We start from the raw sequence: 17532 nt of genomic DNA, 5'->3' as shown, positions 1-17532 counted from the left end.
TCCTTTTTTCATTTCAATAATTGTTTATGAATAACGATATCTTGATTTTCCTTTAAATACCTCACGCACATGCCAATTTAAAAATACTTCCTTCGGGGAGTACTCTGGTCGAATAGGCCCTCTCAGAGTTTTTCCGTGGAATCTCATAAGCCAATCCTCAAAACCATTTGTTCCATAAGCTTCTTCTGACACAAGCATCTCGCTTTTTTCTGTAATTGTAAAAGCACCATAATCGAATAGTTTATGATGCATCGAACATAGTGCAACCCCATTATCTTCAGCGTCCGGTCCCCCAGCATTATGCCATTTAATATGTGCTGCTTCAAGAGCGAGAGAATTCTTACCTAATCGTACATTAAATCCACACACCATGCAGCTGTACTCATAGGCTCTAAGCACCTTCTCTCTAAACATTGGGTCCCTCGGCCTCTTTCTAATTACACTAAAATCTAATCCTACTTCATCTAAAATGTCGTTATGCATGGTATCTGGAAAGTGATCCTCCAGTAATTGCAAAGCAATCGTTTTAATGAGCTGGGGGTCGTTTTGTAGAAGGTTAATTACATCTTTATTAAAACCTCCTACCACTCCAGAAGTTAAAAGTTGCTTATCACTAAATTTTCTTATATCCACTTGAGTATTTAGTTCCCAAACTTCATCCCTGACTAACCGAACAAATGGCTCCTCTGGATGGTAGGACTTACGTGGAGGTCCAAACTCGATTAATAAATTTTTCAATTTATACCGGACTTCCTCATAGGGTAAATCTATCTTTTTGAAATTTTGATATTGTCCCAAAGCATACAGGATAAGCAATGGTTTATGTGGTGCTCGCTGGCCATTTTTCTTCCAAATAGTTAAGTTAGATATTTTATGTGTTAATTCATCTAAATTCATTGAATCCACCACTTCTTAAGAAAATTACTCTGCTACAACTACTTCACCTATAAAAATAATTTTTCGGACCCTTCTGAAATAAGATAACTATAGTATAACAAAAGCCTGACAAGGTTTGTCAGGCATATCTGTAAACAGATTCATTTTCCCCTTTCATTCATTTCCCTTTTGTGGGAACTCAGCCACTTTTCCCTTCTGAATTTGAGACTAATAAATCACCTAATCTTTGTGACTTCGCCCATTCATAGATACGAATCCATGACTACTTATTGAGCCCCCTAATGCATCTGAGATGGGTACATGAATGCCTCGTATAATTCAAAATCCTCCTTAAGGCAGGATTCCCCATTCCTTTAATGCCATCACTATTGCGTATTATAGCAGTGGATATCTGCTTTCCAATTCCCGTTTAAATGATCAAATTTTTTTTAGATACGGAAAAATGGCGCGGTGGTATTTCTTGTTTCACGTGAGTTAGTTTTGGCAGAAACTTATAAAACAGCCTTTATTTTCAGGCAAAAAAGAGGCCCTATCGAAGGATCCAAACAATTAAAAGACCCCCAAGTTCCGCTAAGCCTGGGAAGATAGGCGTTTAGAATATGAAATAGCCAAACAATTAATTCAGTTACGTCGATCCCTAGGGAAGACTGAACCTATATTCCTTGGCTTGTTTTTCCAGTTGGATGAAGCTCCCCCTAGGTAAGCTGGCAAACCCATGTTCCACATAATGCTGGATAGAATGTTTGGTTTTGCCGATCAGGGCGCGAAATTTTTCCTGAAAATTGTATTCTTGGTGGGCTTGTCCAATAAAATCCAAAACCGTCAGACATTCCTTGCCTTCTGTCAGTCGCAGGCCTCGACCAAACTGTTGTAAGAAAACAGTTAAGCTCTCCGTTGGACGGAGGAATAAAATGGTGTTCACCTCTGGGATGTCCACGCCTTCGTTATACAAATCCACGACAAAAATCATCGTAATCTCACCACTAATAAGCCTATGCTTTGCTGTATTTCGTTCTTCGTCTTTTGATGAACCGTGCAAGGCGATCGAAGGAATACCGGCTTCGTTAAACACCTTTGCCATATAAAGGGCATGTTCTACGCTGACACAGAATCCCAGGCCCTTTACCTCTTCGAGATCCGTTACATACTTTTTTAGGCTGTTTATGATTTGCGTCACACGGATTTTGTTATTCGTATATAAATTCTCTAATTCGTGCAGATCATACCCTCTTCTCGACCACTTGACCTGTGTCAAATCCACACTGTCCGTTACCCCGAAATAGTGAAAAGGACAAAGTAATTTGCGATCGATCGCATCCGTCAAACGGATTTCCGCGGCCATGGTATCATCAAAATAACGGAAAATGTCCTTCCCATCCATTCGTTCCGGCGTGGCTGTGAGTCCTAGTAATATTCTCGGTTGAAAGTACGCGAGAAGTTTCTGGTAGGAAGGGGCTGCCGCATGATGAAATTCATCGACAATGATGAAATCATAGAAATCAGGGGTTGTCACTTCCGTCAGTTTCATCGAGTTTAGACTCTGAATACTGATGAACAAGTGGTCAAGGGACTGGGCTTGGTTGCTCCCCACCTGCAAATCTCCAAAATTTAAATTCTTTAGAATGTAGCGAAATGTTTCCCTGCTTTGTTTTAAAATCTCCTCTCGATGGGCGACAAATAGCAACCGTGCCCGCGGATTTTTCTGTAAAAAGCGTTTGAAATCAAAAGCAGAGATGACTGTTTTCCCTACGCCCGTCGCTGCCACTACGAGGTTTTTCGTTCTACCGTACAGCGTCCGCTCCGCCTCCAGCTTTTCCAGGACTTCTTTCTGATAATCATAAGGCATGATATCAAAATGAAAATGGGAAGCCTCTAGACCCTTCTCTTTCCCTTTTTTTAATGCGCTTTTAAGCTGCTGCACATGTTCCCCATTTTCTCTGGAGAACGCTTTAAACTCCCGATCATTCCAATAGCTTTCAAAGGTGGCCTCTATTTTCTTCAGTACATCATAGGAATCCTTTTCTGTGACCTTCAGGTTCCACTCCAGACCACTCGTTAAGGCTGGATTCGAGAGATTCGATGACCCAACATAAGCCGTAGTAAAACCGGAATCCCTTTTAAAAACGTAGGCCTTCGCATGTAACCTCGTGCGGTCAATATCATAGGAAATCTTGATCTCCGTATTGGGCAGCTTGGCTAGTTCCATGATCGCCTTGTAATCTGTCGCTTCCATATACGTCGTCGTAATGACACGCAGCTGCCCACCAATTGCTGTAAATTGTTCCAGCTGTTCCATCAGGCATCGCAGACCGCTCCATTTGATGAAGGAAACCAGGAAATCAATTTGATTGGCCGTTACGATCTCGTGCTTTAATTCGTTCATCATATTGGGCTCAGAATGAGCACCTGTAAACAGGGAGCTTTGGGATAATGGCGTGGCTGGACGCAGCACTTTTTCCCCGGTTATTCCTCTTATGCTATTGATCTTGGAATACACGTGGGTGAGGATCTCCCCTTGCTCGTCTACCTTTAATTGCTCCAGCTCCTCTTCCCCGAGATTGTTCTTTAATGTGGAGATGATCTCGTTGCACGCTCGAATCTGTGCAAGTACCGCTTCTTCATCTGGGGTTTGTTCACGGATCAGCTTTAGAGCCCAACGGGTAACTGTAGATATGTAATTAGACAATAGCTTTCTCGCCTCTTCCGCATCGATCGGTTCTTTGCCGATCTCATAAGATGGGTCAAGGGTGGTTAGCTGGTTCATAGTTTCTCTATTGATGATTTGTTCGTATAGTCCTTGTTTCATGGGTGCTCCTTGGATTTACATTCTTAGATATAAGTATAGCAAAAGCCTGACAACTGTTGTCAGGCTTGAATGTCGTATTGACTACTTTTACCACGATTCCTGATGCTAGGGTATAGTGGACAAAAATCACAGAAAGATCATTTGGGTTGATCATTCTATGATGGTGAGCGTAAAGTAGTGTTTAAATATCGCATCCATTAAAAAGAGAAAGAAGAAACCTTTATGTGGGTCTCCTCCTCACTAATACCTCAGGTTAAGCTCTTTCCAAAAACTCATTGAACTGAGGGGTCTTAGCTGCTTTAATTATACTTTCAATCTCCTTTATGCCAATCCCTTCCTCATAAAGACTATCCGGATCTAAGTCCAGTTCACCAGGCCATGTTACAGTTCTTAATTCTTCATCTACATAAACCTTTCTAAAAAACTCGGGATTTTTCAATATATCTAAAACACCATCCATGTGAGGGTTAATATTAACAAACTTTTGTTCTCCGTTATCAAAATGCACAAATAACCGTCCATCAAGTCCCGGAATGGGCACAGCCTTATTAACTAGTACCAAAGTAACCCCCCCTAATAAAGCGGTGGAATCTTGCCTGGCTCACGTTTAGGCATAGCCTGACAAGCTTCCCATGCTTTCATTATATCAGTGCGGTACTTATCTAACCATTCGAGAATATCCCTTTCCTTGTTCTTGGCAAGGCCACATCCCCTTTCAAGTACTCACCAGAATCAATTGCAATACGAGTAAACAGTTCACCATAAATGACGTGAAAATGGGGTGGAATGTGATCGTTATAGTACATTGCGATGCTCATTCCTCCGAATCTACCTATTCTAGGCATCGATCAATAGCACCACCTTATATTATATGACAAGAATATGACAACCTATTCAAGCTTTTTCATCTGAAATCTAGTAACTTATCTCCAACTTATCCAAAAGTAAAACCTAATGATAGGAGCCAGTTGAATCCTTTTATTTAAATATCATTTGGGAATATTATATGAATGTTATACGGGAGTTTGAGCTTGGCAAAAAACCTATAATGCTGACTTTTACCAGCCAATAAGGAGGCTATGAATAATGGATGACTTGGAGAAATAACTATCCAAACTATTGAAGTATCCTGAATTTCAGGAAACCTGGGAAGAAAGAAGCCGACTAGTATATGAAGTGGCAAAACAGTTAATTTAATTATACCTGGAAACCGGGATTTCTGAAGAAGATTTTACTTCTAAATTAAGGAATGGAGGAAAGGAGTTTTCCATACTTAGAACGAGGACTTAAAAATTAACATTATCTCATTTGCAACAGCTAGTAAATCCTTTGACGGAGAGATAAAGATTCGAATTAAAAGAAAGGACAAAGAAATTTGATTGGCAACGTTCATTATGTACCCTATTTTACGGAGGGCCCTAAAACAATTCCCCCTCAATTGAAGGCAGCTATTTTTAAATGCTTTTAATGTTCGACTTCACAAAGCATACGCTTCACCGTCTGCTATCAGAATGAGCCCCTGTAAACAGGGAGCTTTGAGATAATGGCGTGGCCGGGCGAAGCACTTTTTCCCCGGTTATCCCTCTTATGCTATTAATCTTGGAATACACGTGGGTGAGAATCTCCCCTTGCTCATCCACCTTTAACTGCTCCAGTTCCTCTTCCCCGAGATTGTTCTTTAATGTGGAGATGATCTCGTTACACGCCCGAATCTGTGCAAGTACTGCTTCTACATCAGGGGTTTGCTCACGGATTAGCTTTAGGGCCCAACGGGTGACTGTAGATATGTAATTGGATAATAGCTTCCTCGCCTCTTCCGCATCCATCGGTTCTTTGCCAATTTCGTAAGAAGGGTCTAGGGTGGAAAGCTGATTCATAGTATCTCTGTTAATGATTTGTTCGTATAGTCCTTGTTTCATGGGGGCTCCTTGGATTGACATTCTTAGATATTAGTATAGCAAAAGGCTGACAGATTTTGTCAGGCTTGGGAGTTGTATGAACTATTTAACTATGAGTTAGATTGTGGGGCTTTGTTTTTAACGGGCATTTTAGTCATCAACTGATCGATTTGAACCAACAAAAAAGAACCTTCATTCGTTTCAAAGGTCCTCTATTGTTACCGTATTCTATGATTTGAAATCCAGGTTTCTATCTCTTTTTCCGTCCATGATCCCTCGGCTTTCTTTAATCCGAGTTTAACAATTTTTTGGTGAAATGTTAATAAATCTGCCATTTCAATACTTTTCATTTTGCAAGTTCCTCTAAAGCTTCGCGATTTTGCTCAATGATATTATCCATGATGCCTTCCAATTGTTTTTTACTTTTGGTCTTTAAAAACTCAACAAAATCCAGAACCTCTAACTTGTTTGCCTCAGAAAGTGTTTGAAATTCCTTTAATAACTTTTCTTCTAAACTCATAAGGTCCTCCAATCATTTATTTTTATCTCCATTATACACCGAACCGGCTTGATAAATGAAATTGTCTCTGTGCGTTTAGTCCCCATGCCAGTTAAATTTTACACCTCCCAAGATTGTCCTGATGCTAAGGTATAGTGAACAGAAATCACAGAAAGACCATTTCGGTTTGTTCTAAACAGTAAGCGTAAAATAAATGTTAAATATCACATCCTTTAAAAAGAGAAATAAGAAACCTTCATGTGGGTCTCCCTATCCTTATATTTAGTTAATACCCCAGTTAGGCTCTTTCCGAAATCTCATTGAACTGAGGGTTTTTTGCATCTTTAATTATACTTTCAATCCCCTTTATGCCAATCCCTTCCTCATAAAGACTATCCGGATCTAAGTCCAGTTCACCATAAATCAGTAGGCTGTAATGATTTGGCCATCGCTTGAAAAGTTTTATTGATATCTTGAACAATTTCCTGATCCGTTCTACTGTCTTCTTTATCCTCCACGTAATTTAGGATCCCACCACTCCCCTCCAACGGTGCTTCTCTTTTTGCCTTAACACAAAGAGGATAGTTAACTTCCGGATCGTTCGGCACGATTTTTTCCAGCAGGATTTCGTGCTGCCAATCGTTTTTGAAATCATACGTGTATAGGCATTTGTCCTTCTCACCCAATAACCAATCTGCTAGCCTTTCCCCATGCTCATCCAAAAAAACATCACGTTGAAAGAACACATCGGGTTGAACAGGATCCACCATGATAGCTATATTATCATAATAAGGATTCGATAAGAAGAAATACCATGGTGACAATTCCTCGACCAATTTATTTTCCTCGAGGAGCCCCTCCATCTGTTCCCTTTTGGCTATTGGAATCCCACAATCAAATTCATGCAAATGACAATCCAGCCAACCCATGGAGATCTGAATGATTTGGTGCAATTGATGAAACGTAATTCCCGAATTAACCTGAATTCGCCTCCAGATAGGAGGCTTGCTTCTTTTTAGAGTAATTTTAAGCTGATAAATCATACATCCACCATCCGATTTCTGATAATTGTTTAAAACCTCCTGTTTTACGTCGTCTTCTTACCCTCCAATAGCCCGTAATCTACCTGTTGCTTTTCTACCACTCAATCTCCTCGGGATAATCCACATTGGCCCTTAAACTGGAAACAGGGCAACCATACGCCTTCGCTGCAGCTAAAACCTCAATTTGAACTTGCTTATATTCATCTCCATGCTCCGCCAATCTTTTCGCCATAGTTGGTATGTTTTTAATCCGTTTTTCCTTGTCCATATCGATAAGTCTGCAGTTAAGGATGTCTACATACTGTGTCACATAATTGTCAAACCAGGTATAATCCTTATGCATCATGTTTAACATGCGGGTATAGGAAGGAGAAGATACTGTCTCTTTTATGCATTTCATTACCGCGGACTGAAAAGCCCTCACATGGGTAATGGAAGGATCCCAAATGTTCCGCTTGTCTGTCATTGCATGATAGGCTTTTTTCGCATTCTTTCCAGCATAAAGTCTTACAAAATCGTTGAGTGCCATGATTACAAACAAGATTTCCGGCCAAAGTACATTAAATTTCAAATATATATTTTTATCAGGAGTAATTACTCCCAGCCATTTCTTCTTTTCTGCATCCATGCCATTGTCCATAAACTGAATCTCCCGGTCTCCCATAAGGGCATGACGAATATCATAGCAAACTCCCAACACTCTTAATCGGGCTGAATCGTGTGATAGAAATTCACCCTCCTCTCCCACGATGGCATGCAAAGTTTCGTAGAGTTCTTCAAAATCCATATTATCACCGAGAATAGATATTCCAGCGTGGTTTGGGGTATTTATAGCGAATATCATAATAAACCGTATCCTTTCTGTATTCATCTTCAAACAGATGTTTCCCAATCAAATTTATTATAACCGCTGGGTGAAATAGTTTCTTCCTATTATTCCTCTATTAATTTTGGATAGACGTAGGAAAGCTGCTTTAAGCTTCAAAAAAGAGATGTCTTAATTCATTTTTTTGAATTTATGCGTCATTTTCATCGATTTATGCGTCGTTTTTGGTGAGTCCCCTTCTTAATTCCTCGACCTCGCACCTTTTTAAAAAGCCAGTATAGAGGTTTTCACAATCAAATTGCAAAAGCCTGACAGAATTTGTCAGGCTTGTTAAATCGCATAAACTATTTTCAAAGCTTTATTAATTACTGATTGGAAATAACCTTTTTGATAATTTTCATATCAGTTTCAAGTTCATCTATTTTGCTGGAGAGTCCATGATTTTCCTCCAGTTTTAAATTCAACTGTTTAAGCATTCCCATTACATCTCCAGGTTCATTTACCTCTAGACGTTTTACACTAGATTCAATCGTGGCTACAACATCCTCTACTCCCGATAACTTTGCCTCCAACATATCAAACCGAGAAATCATTTGTGCCCTGCTATCCTGCAACTCCATTTTAATAGGGTTTAATTCTTCCTGAATCACAGTTCTAAGCAAAGTCAATATTTCTTCATTAGACATAGAGAACTCTCCCCTTTAACCGAATCAAGTTATTAAATTTATTGTACCATAATCCCACCTTATTTTCTTCTCAATATCAAATCCAACTAAACAAATCCTTTGGCTCCTCAAAGGTCCTTCCTCCATGCTGCAAGGCTTTATGGACGACTTCCCCACGCCTATATGGTTGAAGTAAGAGGACTATCAAATCTAGTATCGCTATATACAATACCCATTATTTACCGGCAGGATAATCGTAAAACTTAAATAATTATATTATAAATTGATCCACTCAACTTAACATCAAAGGAGGTTCATAAAACGATGGACAAGGCGAACGGATTGACGTTCTCCACCAAGAATTAAATGAGAAGGACACTCACATACAAGCTTTAAATAACAAAATTGCACATAGTGAAAATCAAATAAAAAAACAAGAACAAAAGATTACCGAGCTTCAGCGAAAATTCCAAATTCAGCAAAAAAGCATCTCAGAGATTCAAAAGAACGCAAATTTTTAAAGAGCCGATCGGGAAAGAGCGCCACCCATCCTTCAAGTCTTTTGGCTTCTCGATCGGCACGTAACACCCAGTGGATGGATTTTACTGCAACTTGGGTATTCCCACCATTCGACTACTCATTATAATGACAAGGAATGATTTGAACTAAAGAAATAGGGCATCGCTTTTACGCCAAAAAATATGGGTTTCCACCTATGTTTTCTTACGATTTCTTGGACTTAAATTTCTGAGACTTCTTGTAGCTCTATGGTAAAAAAAGATATGTTAAAATAAGATCCATACACAAAAGACCGAATCTCAAAGCATATAAAGGAGTAACATGATGACCAAGGTACCTCCCTCTTTTCCCCCAGAACACTTGTTGAAGGCAGGTCAATCTTTTGCAGTGCCTGAAGAAAAAGATGGATTCATTTATTTCCACGTTTATCAAGAGCTGATGCGCTCGCTCCGCTTAAAGGCATCGCTAAGAATCAAAGCTCTTCCGGAAAAGGTTCCTTTCACGGGGGAGGAAAGACAACTCATCATGAACCTATTGAAGAAATGGGGAAAACGAAAAAAGCCACTTTTCCCAAAGGAACTTCTGGATCACACGCCCCTTCTTGAAAAAGCAATGGATGTCCAACTCCTGGCGGAGTGGCTCGAGTATGCAAGTGATGGTCGTACCATTACCGCAAAATATCTTACAATAGGCCCCGAAGGTTTGATATGGCTACAAAACCATAAAGAATTGGAAGAAGAGGCACTGGAGGAATGGAACCGCTTTTGGTTTGAAGAGTTCAACAGATTAGCTAAACATCAAGGACTGTCTGGTGTTTATGATGATCTCTTCAGGATCGCCATGGAACAAAAGGAAATCATCCCGGTAACATCTCCAAGAATGCAAGCAAAAGAAAAGCTTTTCTTTCAATTTTTGATCCATCTTCTGCAAATGCATCAAAATGGTCAAACTTTATTCGACTGGAAAGAGATCGGCTCTAAGGGTACAGGCATGGCATCGGCTTCATCCAGTTTTCTACGGCTATCATCTTCCCAGCTTTTTAAACGCATTTCACTAATGGACTCGAAAGACTCCGGCTGATAGGGTGAAAGAGTCTTGACCATCTCTGAATACTCTTCATGAAACTGGGATTCTTCCCCTTTCCGTTGTTCTTCCTCTGCGATCAGCCCATTCCTCTTTCGCTGTTGCTCTTCTTGGTCATCTTCGATCTTCTGAATAATGTCCTTTAAATGAGTGATCTCTTGGCTCAATGCCAGTTGCATTTGGCGAGCTCGATCCATTTTCTCGGAGCATAGCTGAATGGACCGATCCAGATCATTGATATGATAGGTCAGTTGATCCCGCTCACGCATCTTTTCTTCCATCATCAAGCGCACTTCACGCAGCCGATCGAGCTTGACGGACATCTCGCCAAATTGGCGATGGGCTCTGCCATTCCCCGGTCTATCGCACATGTGGAGCAACGCAAAGAAACGGAATTGCAATGTCCTCCTTTCTCCTCTCTTTTAACGCCTTGTTCAGAAGTTTCCCAGAGGCTTGTACTGTCCAAACCCAATCGGGATCTTCGTCCGGATGTCCCAATCGGAATGGCACCATAAAGGGGTGAATGGTTGTCACTCTATCAGAGGATGTTTGCTCAAGATAAGCTAAGTGTTGGGAAATGAGTGCGGAAACAGAAAGCAAATGGTTCGCCGCCTCCTCCCATGTTTCCGATATATTGGCCAAGAGAGAATCCACTCGATCTCGCTTAAGAAGATTCAAATACTCCTCCACTTTTCTCGTATCTAGTGACTGTTCCTCTGCAAGACTAGCAGACTGACCCTGCCACTCTTTTAATTCCTCAAGGGACACGATATCAGGTTCCAGAAACTCCATTTCCTCCCCATAATCTGTTGGAACAATAGGTTCAAGCTGGATAATCCGCTGAAGCTCTGCCATTCCCCGGTCTATCAAGTTCTCACTTAGCGGCATAGGAAGTTCCTGGGGCCACCAAATGCCCAACCCATCATCTTCTTCACCATTGAAAGGAACCATCAAATCAATAAGTCCTACCTGATCATCAATATTTCGAAATTCTAATTGGGCACAATCAGATAGATAACGGAGCAATTGATTCACATCAATATGTGTTACCCGTTTTTCTTGCCTTCTTAGGCTTGAAATAGCTGTTTGCCCCAAAACAGGATAAGATACGCTATGAGCATCCGCAAATGCTCGATGAGCCCGCTCGCTTAACAACTGTAGTTGATTGTCAGGGATGAATTCCACTGACTTTTCAAAACGTGTTTCCAGGCGATCCTTTACCTGGTCCAACAAACCTCCGATTTCCTGTACCTTTTGGATCCCTTTCCCCTCATAAATATAGCGTTGAATGCTAAGTTCCAATTCTTCACTCGCATCCTCTAGGTTGGAAATCATGCTGGCTAACACTTCACCTCCACCAATTCCCTCATCTTCATAAGCCTCTCCTAATTTGGCATCACGAATGGCCTGGTAAAGGGCCTGCTGATCTTCCGGTTGAAGATGGTATGCGAATGCATCATTGGCGATTCTAAACAAGTGTCCGATCATTCTTTTTCCGGTAGGCTGAAGCCGAAGCGGGGGATTTTTTGCAGAGGTCACCCAATTATATTTCCTGCAAACATTCAAAAAATGCTTCACATTCAATAAAGGGGCTTGTCCATACAGACGGTTGTAACGATGAATGATCGCATCATCATCACGAAGCTGCCATTCCCCTTTATACAGTGTCGCTTGCAGGATGAGATCTAGTAATCTCAACGTTTCCAGGACACGGTCCGTATCTCGCCAAAAGTCGGCAGAAGAAAACTCTGTCATGACCCCACTCAGACTGACAAAATCTGATAGCGCAGCGCGTAGAGAATCATTCATATTGGAGCGTAGGATATGTATAAGTTGTTGTTCATCCGTCAATGGTTTTCACCTAATTTTTTCTAGAGTTATTACTATCTCTATTTTAATGTTAATACCATCTAAAGAGTAGAGTGAATTGGTGGAAATGAATTAATTTTTGTCTGCCAAAGGATCTTTATCAAGATGTTATTGAAATTATTGAGGATGCTGTACATAAGGCTGATGGGCAGTTGATTGTATAACACACGAAAAGAAGGTGAACCCTGAGATAAATAAACCTGACCTTAAGGAGACACCTTCTTCTCTTTTGTTCTCTTCAATTTATGAGACATTTAAAGCGTGATTACTACGGGCTGATCATCCTTGAGTAATGAAACCTTCTTTCCAGAGCACCACATCCACATCCAAACGGAACTCTCGACTCATATAATAAGATTCGATTTATGAAAAAAGTATCCTGCTAAATAAATAAAGTGAGGAAATCTCAGGCAATCATCTTAGAATCTATTTTCATTAGTTAAACTAATGAAATTATTTTGTCGTCACAATCATGGTCTGATATAATATTTTTATTGATATGTTCATCAAATAATGGAGGTAGGTGTCATTATAAATGCAAAAGATTAGTTCCTCGACAGAGCTCATGGATGCAATAGTTAAAATGAATAAAGAAAATTCTGTGTGCAGCTTTTTTATACCTGGAAAAGGGACATTCACTGTTGTTCTTCAGGAGGAAGATACATCCTTGATTGCTTCTGATGTAAAATCGGATCCTGAATTAAAACAGATGATCTCGGAAAGCCGCCTAGCATACACGAGAGGAAAATTCCAAACGACAGCTGAACTCATAAAATCCTTATCACCTGAGGACTTTAAGGATGAACAAAAATAGGGTTATATGGCCTCAGCCTATTAGAGCGAAACTGCTTTCCTTCCGTAGTCCCCATTTCTCTCCTCAAGAAACATTCGATTTTATTACCCAATTAATCCTAGAAAAAGAAGATTTACTATTAACACCATTTTTTTCAAGTCTTACATAGAAGAGTTTGGTGAATATAAAGGAATTTCGCGCATTATAATTAAACTGTGAACCTTAATCATCTGATGAATCATTCCACTTACTTCCTTTTGAAAGGTGTGATTTCAGTTCCTCCTTTGATCGCTTCATTTTTCGAAGACGTTGCGAAGCAATCTTGAACACAAAATCATCACTTCTCCTTTCAATGGTTAAGACATAAACCACACGCAGGACTTCGACCACTTCATTCGTGATTCGAAAAACAATTCGGATCCCAGCTTCACGAAGCTTGATTTCTTTGCATCCTGCTAGTTTAGATCCATGCTTGTTTCCCAATGGCTTGCCTGCCTCATCGGCCCGGTATTCTAATTCATCAATGGCTTTATTAACGATAGGTACAACAGAACCATCCAATCGATTGTATTCAGTGACTGCATCTGGATCCAGACGAACATCAAATCGAGGATTCATTTTCTTCCTGCCCCGAACGACGAACAGATCGCCATGACATTCCTGCTGAGGGGTCTTTGTCTAGTCGATTTATTCTTTCCTGTAGAATGAATGCTTCTTCTTTGGCCTCTAATTCCTTTAATCGAGCATACATTTTTTCAAAATAATCATATCCCACAACCACTGTATCCACTTCTCCATTATCCGTAATAAATTGCGGAAGATTTTTGGCCTTTTTACGAAGTTCCCCAAAATTTTTCGCAGCATTAGATGCCGAAATAAGCTGGTCAGCAGTAAATGAAGGTTTTTCCACAACTATTCCCACCTTTCGATTCCCCCTTTCATTAGTCTATTCAATGGTACTGTTTTTATGATTACTTACGTATAGTATTACATAATATTATACGTGATAAAACATACTGAAACCAGCTTCCATAATCCTCTTAATTCTTTTTTGAACAAAGATCTGGAAAGGTAGAATTGATCATACGAACAGACATGCCAATCCCCTGTTTCCCAGGTGGTAAAATGGCTCTTGGAGATGGACTTACTACTCGCAGCGGACTCAAAGTTTCAGAGGAGCTCATTGCCGTTGATCCATCTGTCATTCCAATTGGGAGCAAAGTCGAAATTCAATATCAAGACGGGAGGATTGAACGGAAATTAGCGGCAGATACCGGTGGTGCCATCCGTGGCAATAAGGTGGACATCTTTACATGGAATGAAGCTGACGCCGTACAGAACGGCCGCCAAAAAATTAAATTACGGATTATTGGCTATGTCAATATTTGATCCAGATATGACTGATGATTGATGTTTAGAAAACTAATCTTTTTTTGAGAAGAGATCTCTTCTACTAGTTTTCAAAATATCAAGAAAGAGATAAAAGGCATTTGCTAGCATTCTCACCACAACAAAGCGATCTTTTATCAGCTTCAATGAGTGGAGGCCGATCAGATTGCTGTAAATCTTAATAGCTACAGTGGATTGTCAATCACTCTATTTGACTGCTTCACTTTCACTCAATCCCCACTTGTGAGAGCTCAGTCATCTTTTCCCTTCTGAGCTTGTCCAATAAATCATCCAATCTTTGTGACTTCGCCCATTCGTAGATGCAAATTGATGACCATCCGGTCACCTTTTGTCCCCATTGATTGTAGGACATTCTCTCCCCTTTAAACTCTACTTCCTTCGGATTAAGTGCTTTTGCTTCAGAGTCCTCAAAATCTTTAATCGTTAGAAGATCATCCTTTTGCACGATTCCCCATTCAAATAGCTTGGGCATTCTTGGGAGATAGGTTCTACTCATCCCCGTGTCATCGGGACTTACTCTAGAGGTGGCTCTGGATTTTTCGTCGATGATTTCAACATAGAAGTCCTCAATCGGCATGGGAGGCAATACTTGATTCACACTTAATAAATACTGTTCACCAATTTTCACGGGGTGAATCGTAAAACAGTTCAGATCCACATGGTTATTAATTAACCATGCACAGGCAGATAATGTTTGTGCATCAAATTCAGCTGCAACCAAAACGATTCTTTGTTTCCTGTTAAAGGTTTTCACTGCATTATTTTTCGCTAAAAAGCTGGTTATTCTTCTTCTGGCCATCTCTGATGTCGTCAGAACAGATTCTTCATATTCAGTCCGATGCCGCTCGATATAAGGAACAAAAAGATTGTCCACCAATTCGTCGACATCTTTGATTTTAGCGTAATTGGCTGCATAGCGTATGGCCTGAAATTCAAAAGGTTCTTTCCGGTTTCGGATATCCTGCAAATCCCGCTTAATTTCAATCAAGACAAGATTTCCGTTCTCATCCAGTGCAACCAAATCACTTCTGCCGCCCTGCTGATTCCGCACTTGCTGACCGATCACCAGTAAACTCTCGTTATCCCCGAATAGAAGATCGATATTCAACCTTAAAAACTCTTCCAGATCTCCTTCTCTCAAACCTAGAGAACTGAAGGTTAGGTCTTCTATTTCAACCTCACTTTTCTTTATCCCATCATCCAAATGAATCGGAACTAGCATGCTTTACACTCCTCAATACTTACTATTACCAAGCTTACCCAAGGTCAGTGATCTCAAGACGTATAGCGGGGCCACGCTGTATTTCGTGACACCGCCGTCATTGAGATAGGTTTGACCATTGTTACAACAGCTCCTTGTCGTCAATGGAATACCCAAATTGGGTGGCAAAGCGATGGACCAATCCTGCATAATATTCGGCTGACACGATGGGGCATGCGCCTCGCAAGATTTCCTTCATGTAAAAAACAGGTGGTGCCGTTTCTTCTTCTTTGTTCACCACGACGAAGGTTAGCGCCTCACAGGTTGAACCACCCGGCAATTGTATGGTAACAACCATCGGGCGATAGACACCGGAAGATACTCCTTCTCGTCCATATAAATATCCTTTGACTGCTTCGACTGGTATCTCATACAATTTACCTTCTGTGAAGCCGCCAGACTCAACGAGATCAGCTCGCCCGCCATCTGCTTGCTTTATGGTAAACTGAAGATTGAAGTCTTTTAACATTCCTCTTCCTATTACATTTTGAAAATACTGCTCAACACCAGCCTCCACGATTCGCTTCATGTCCATGCAGCTGCCATAGGCAAAATAGAGAATACTCGATTTCTGTAGCATGCGGTCTAGCTTCCAGTCCCCTTCATCAACTTGCTTAAAATTTGTAGCTGATCGATTCTTTGCATAAACATAAACCCAGGCTGGGATAGTTTTCACATCCGTTTCAATTGGAACAATAAAGCGTTCATAATGATTTTGTGGATTGCCTGGTCCATAGTAACCCTCCAAGTGATCAAGCCGGCGCATGGTTTCATCATTAACTTTGTAAACCTCCCCATTAACTCGACAACTTGAATCTTGAAACAGGGCTGGATAGCCATAACTGGTATCAACCAACCGGCCATTCGTTCTTGCCGCTATAGCTACCTTCGTGGAACCAGCCAAGTAATGATGGTTGCTTTCTTCTTGACGCAGCGTTCCATAAACAAAAACATAATGCATAGGATCAACCTCCTCAAGATAAAAATCTACAAAACTCCCCTTTTCAAATTCCGATAGAAATGATGGTATACCTCATGTGGAGCGAGATTTAATAAACGCTTAAGCACCGCACTAAAACCAATCTCCATAATAGGTCCCTCGCTATTAGATTGAAATTCAACCCCTCTATCCTGCAAGTATCGGGCTGTTTGATCGAAGTCCTCTTGAAAATCAGAATGAATCGGATAATACAATGAAGCCACTTTTTCTAATAGATCCCTTGCCCCCTTTTGGTCCAACTGTATTTCGATCCTTCCTTTCTGTTCGGGTGAAGCAAAGATAATTTCAAACATGAGGTCAAAAAACTTCTTGTTCCTTCTAAATTTTCTCCACTCTTCATGCAATTACTTAGGGCCAAAAACCTCTTCGACTTCGTCTTGAAATGTATCCAAAAGCTTAAACCGGGAGGAATATCCTAGACTTTCTACCAACCCTGTATAATACCACTCTTGTTTTTGACGGCCTCTTTTGAATTTGCTCCACGTTTCTTCTCTAATTTTCAATAAGTCTCTTTTGATCGAGCGTAAATTGTGCAGCTTATCTGCACAGGCGACTTGTCGGATCGGCAATGGCGCCTGTTTTAAATAATCAAGGGTGTGTTGCTTTCGATCCTCCCAACTGGCTCCTTTATCAGGTTCGGAACAACCGATTACAATATTGAGCACCCTTGGTCCGAACAGACGCTTAATTTCTTGTTCTGTGGTTTCGGTATCCTCTAGTGTATCGTGTAGAATCCCGGCGGCGATTACCTCTTCGGTGCATCCTGCTTTAAGCAGAATCATCCCGACGGCAAAAGGATGGCTAACATAAGGGATGTCCGTTCCTTTGCGTTTTTGGGATTGATGGGCTTCTGCTGCGAATTCGATCGCAAGATCAATTACGTTCATGTTCAACGTTCAACACGTCCTTTTCATTTTATTACCTATGTGGTCTGTTCGGTACATTGCGTCCTTTTGTCTCAGC

At 40.7% G+C, this 17532-nt stretch carries 17 protein-coding genes and 2 pseudogenes; 3 read left to right on the top strand and 16 right to left on the bottom strand.

Features of this window, described 5'->3' with window-relative positions; translation table 11 throughout:
* Window positions 1-24 precede the first annotated feature (24 nt).
* From J2Z37_RS15815 to J2Z37_RS15775, 9 genes and pseudogenes are all read right to left on the bottom strand, one after another.
* Window positions 25-897 carry a phosphorothioated DNA-binding restriction endonuclease gene (locus J2Z37_RS15815; protein WP_209811254.1) on the bottom strand — a complete coding sequence of 291 codons (873 nt, stop codon included), beginning with the start codon at window positions 895-897 and terminating at the stop codon, window positions 25-27.
* Window positions 898-1552: 655 nt separating this feature from the next.
* A pseudogene (locus J2Z37_RS15810) lies at window positions 1553-3703 on the bottom strand (DEAD/DEAH box helicase family protein); the annotation flags it as partial.
* Between the two features lie 253 nt (window positions 3704-3956).
* Entirely contained in the window at window positions 3957-4265 is a 309-nt protein-coding gene (locus tag J2Z37_RS15805; RefSeq protein WP_209811253.1) for a DUF2442 domain-containing protein, read from the bottom strand.
* A 100-nt stretch (window positions 4266-4365) separates the two neighbouring features.
* Entirely contained in the window at window positions 4366-4548 is a 183-nt protein-coding gene (locus J2Z37_RS15800; protein ID WP_209811252.1) for a DUF4160 domain-containing protein, read from the bottom strand.
* A 660-nt stretch (window positions 4549-5208) separates the two neighbouring features.
* Window positions 5209-5622, bottom strand: a pseudogene (locus tag J2Z37_RS15795) (NgoFVII family restriction endonuclease); the annotation flags it as partial.
* A 325-nt stretch (window positions 5623-5947) separates the two neighbouring features.
* On the bottom strand, window positions 5948-6121 hold the full coding sequence (locus J2Z37_RS15790) for a DUF2281 domain-containing protein (protein WP_209811250.1): 174 nt from the start codon (window positions 6119-6121) through the stop codon (window positions 5948-5950).
* Window positions 6122-6513: 392 nt separating this feature from the next.
* Window positions 6514-7143, bottom strand: a complete 630-nt coding sequence (locus J2Z37_RS15785) for a plasmid pRiA4b ORF-3 family protein (protein ID WP_209811249.1) — start codon at window positions 7141-7143, stop codon at window positions 6514-6516.
* A 94-nt stretch (window positions 7144-7237) separates the two neighbouring features.
* Window positions 7238-7987 (bottom strand): DUF6904 family protein, encoded by a 750-nt coding sequence (locus J2Z37_RS15780; RefSeq protein ID WP_209811248.1) that lies wholly within the window; start codon window positions 7985-7987, stop codon window positions 7238-7240.
* Between the two features lie 347 nt (window positions 7988-8334).
* Entirely contained in the window at window positions 8335-8655 is a 321-nt protein-coding gene (locus J2Z37_RS15775) for a hypothetical protein (protein ID WP_209811247.1), read from the bottom strand.
* Window positions 8656-9477: 822 nt separating this feature from the next.
* On the opposite strand from J2Z37_RS15775, the gene J2Z37_RS15770 reads away from it, so the two are divergent.
* On the top strand, window positions 9478-10233 hold the full coding sequence (locus J2Z37_RS15770) for a hypothetical protein (protein ID WP_209811246.1): 756 nt from the start codon (window positions 9478-9480) through the stop codon (window positions 10231-10233).
* 363 nt (window positions 10234-10596) lie between these two features.
* On the opposite strand, the gene J2Z37_RS15765 is transcribed toward J2Z37_RS15770, so the two are convergent.
* Window positions 10597-12087, bottom strand: a complete 1491-nt coding sequence (locus tag J2Z37_RS15765; RefSeq protein WP_209811245.1) for a hypothetical protein — start codon at window positions 12085-12087, stop codon at window positions 10597-10599.
* Window positions 12088-12640: 553 nt separating this feature from the next.
* Here J2Z37_RS15765 and J2Z37_RS15760 point away from each other — a divergent pair.
* On the top strand, window positions 12641-12919 hold the full coding sequence (locus J2Z37_RS15760; RefSeq protein WP_209811244.1) for a hypothetical protein: 279 nt from the start codon (window positions 12641-12643) through the stop codon (window positions 12917-12919).
* A gap of 201 nt (window positions 12920-13120) precedes the next feature.
* On the opposite strand, the gene J2Z37_RS15755 is transcribed toward J2Z37_RS15760, so the two are convergent.
* Both J2Z37_RS15755 and J2Z37_RS15750 read right to left on the bottom strand, forming a co-directional pair.
* Window positions 13121-13516, bottom strand: coding sequence for a hypothetical protein (locus tag J2Z37_RS15755; RefSeq protein ID WP_209811243.1), 396 nt, complete (start codon window positions 13514-13516; stop codon window positions 13121-13123).
* Window positions 13500-13820 (bottom strand): type II toxin-antitoxin system Phd/YefM family antitoxin, encoded by a 321-nt coding sequence (locus J2Z37_RS15750; RefSeq protein WP_209811242.1) that lies wholly within the window; start codon window positions 13818-13820, stop codon window positions 13500-13502. Before J2Z37_RS15750 ends, J2Z37_RS15755 begins: the two co-directional genes overlap by 17 nt.
* A 203-nt stretch (window positions 13821-14023) precedes the next feature.
* On the opposite strand from J2Z37_RS15750, the gene J2Z37_RS15745 reads away from it, so the two are divergent.
* Window positions 14024-14287 carry a 3D domain-containing protein gene (locus J2Z37_RS15745; RefSeq protein ID WP_209811241.1) on the top strand — a complete coding sequence of 88 codons (264 nt, stop codon included), beginning with the start codon at window positions 14024-14026 and terminating at the stop codon, window positions 14285-14287.
* A 226-nt stretch (window positions 14288-14513) separates the two neighbouring features.
* On the opposite strand, the gene J2Z37_RS15740 is transcribed toward J2Z37_RS15745, so the two are convergent.
* The 4 genes from J2Z37_RS15740 to J2Z37_RS15725 all read right to left on the bottom strand — a co-directional run bounded on the left by J2Z37_RS15740 (window position 14514) and on the right by J2Z37_RS15725 (window position 17456).
* Window positions 14514-15530 carry a PDDEXK family nuclease gene (locus tag J2Z37_RS15740; protein WP_209811240.1) on the bottom strand — a complete coding sequence of 339 codons (1017 nt, stop codon included), beginning with the start codon at window positions 15528-15530 and terminating at the stop codon, window positions 14514-14516.
* A 121-nt stretch (window positions 15531-15651) separates the two neighbouring features.
* Complete coding sequence (locus tag J2Z37_RS15735; protein WP_209811239.1) at window positions 15652-16530, bottom strand: gamma-glutamylcyclotransferase family protein; 879 nt, start codon at window positions 16528-16530, stop codon at window positions 15652-15654.
* Window positions 16531-16556: 26 nt separating this feature from the next.
* Complete coding sequence (locus J2Z37_RS15730; protein ID WP_209811238.1) at window positions 16557-16862, bottom strand: hypothetical protein; 306 nt, start codon at window positions 16860-16862, stop codon at window positions 16557-16559.
* A gap of 51 nt (window positions 16863-16913) precedes the next feature.
* The gene (locus tag J2Z37_RS15725) at window positions 16914-17456 is read right to left on the bottom strand and encodes an HD domain-containing protein (protein ID WP_209811382.1); all 543 of its coding nucleotides are present in this window, start codon (window positions 17454-17456) and stop codon (window positions 16914-16916) included.
* Between the last annotated feature and the right edge of the window lie 76 nt (window positions 17457-17532).

The organism is Ammoniphilus resinae (assembly GCF_017873965.1).
GTDB lineage: Bacteria > Bacillota > Bacilli > Aneurinibacillales > RAOX-1 > Ammoniphilus_A > Ammoniphilus_A resinae.
The sequence above is the reverse complement of the archived record's forward strand: the minus strand, read 5'-3'. Positions and strand labels throughout refer to the sequence as shown.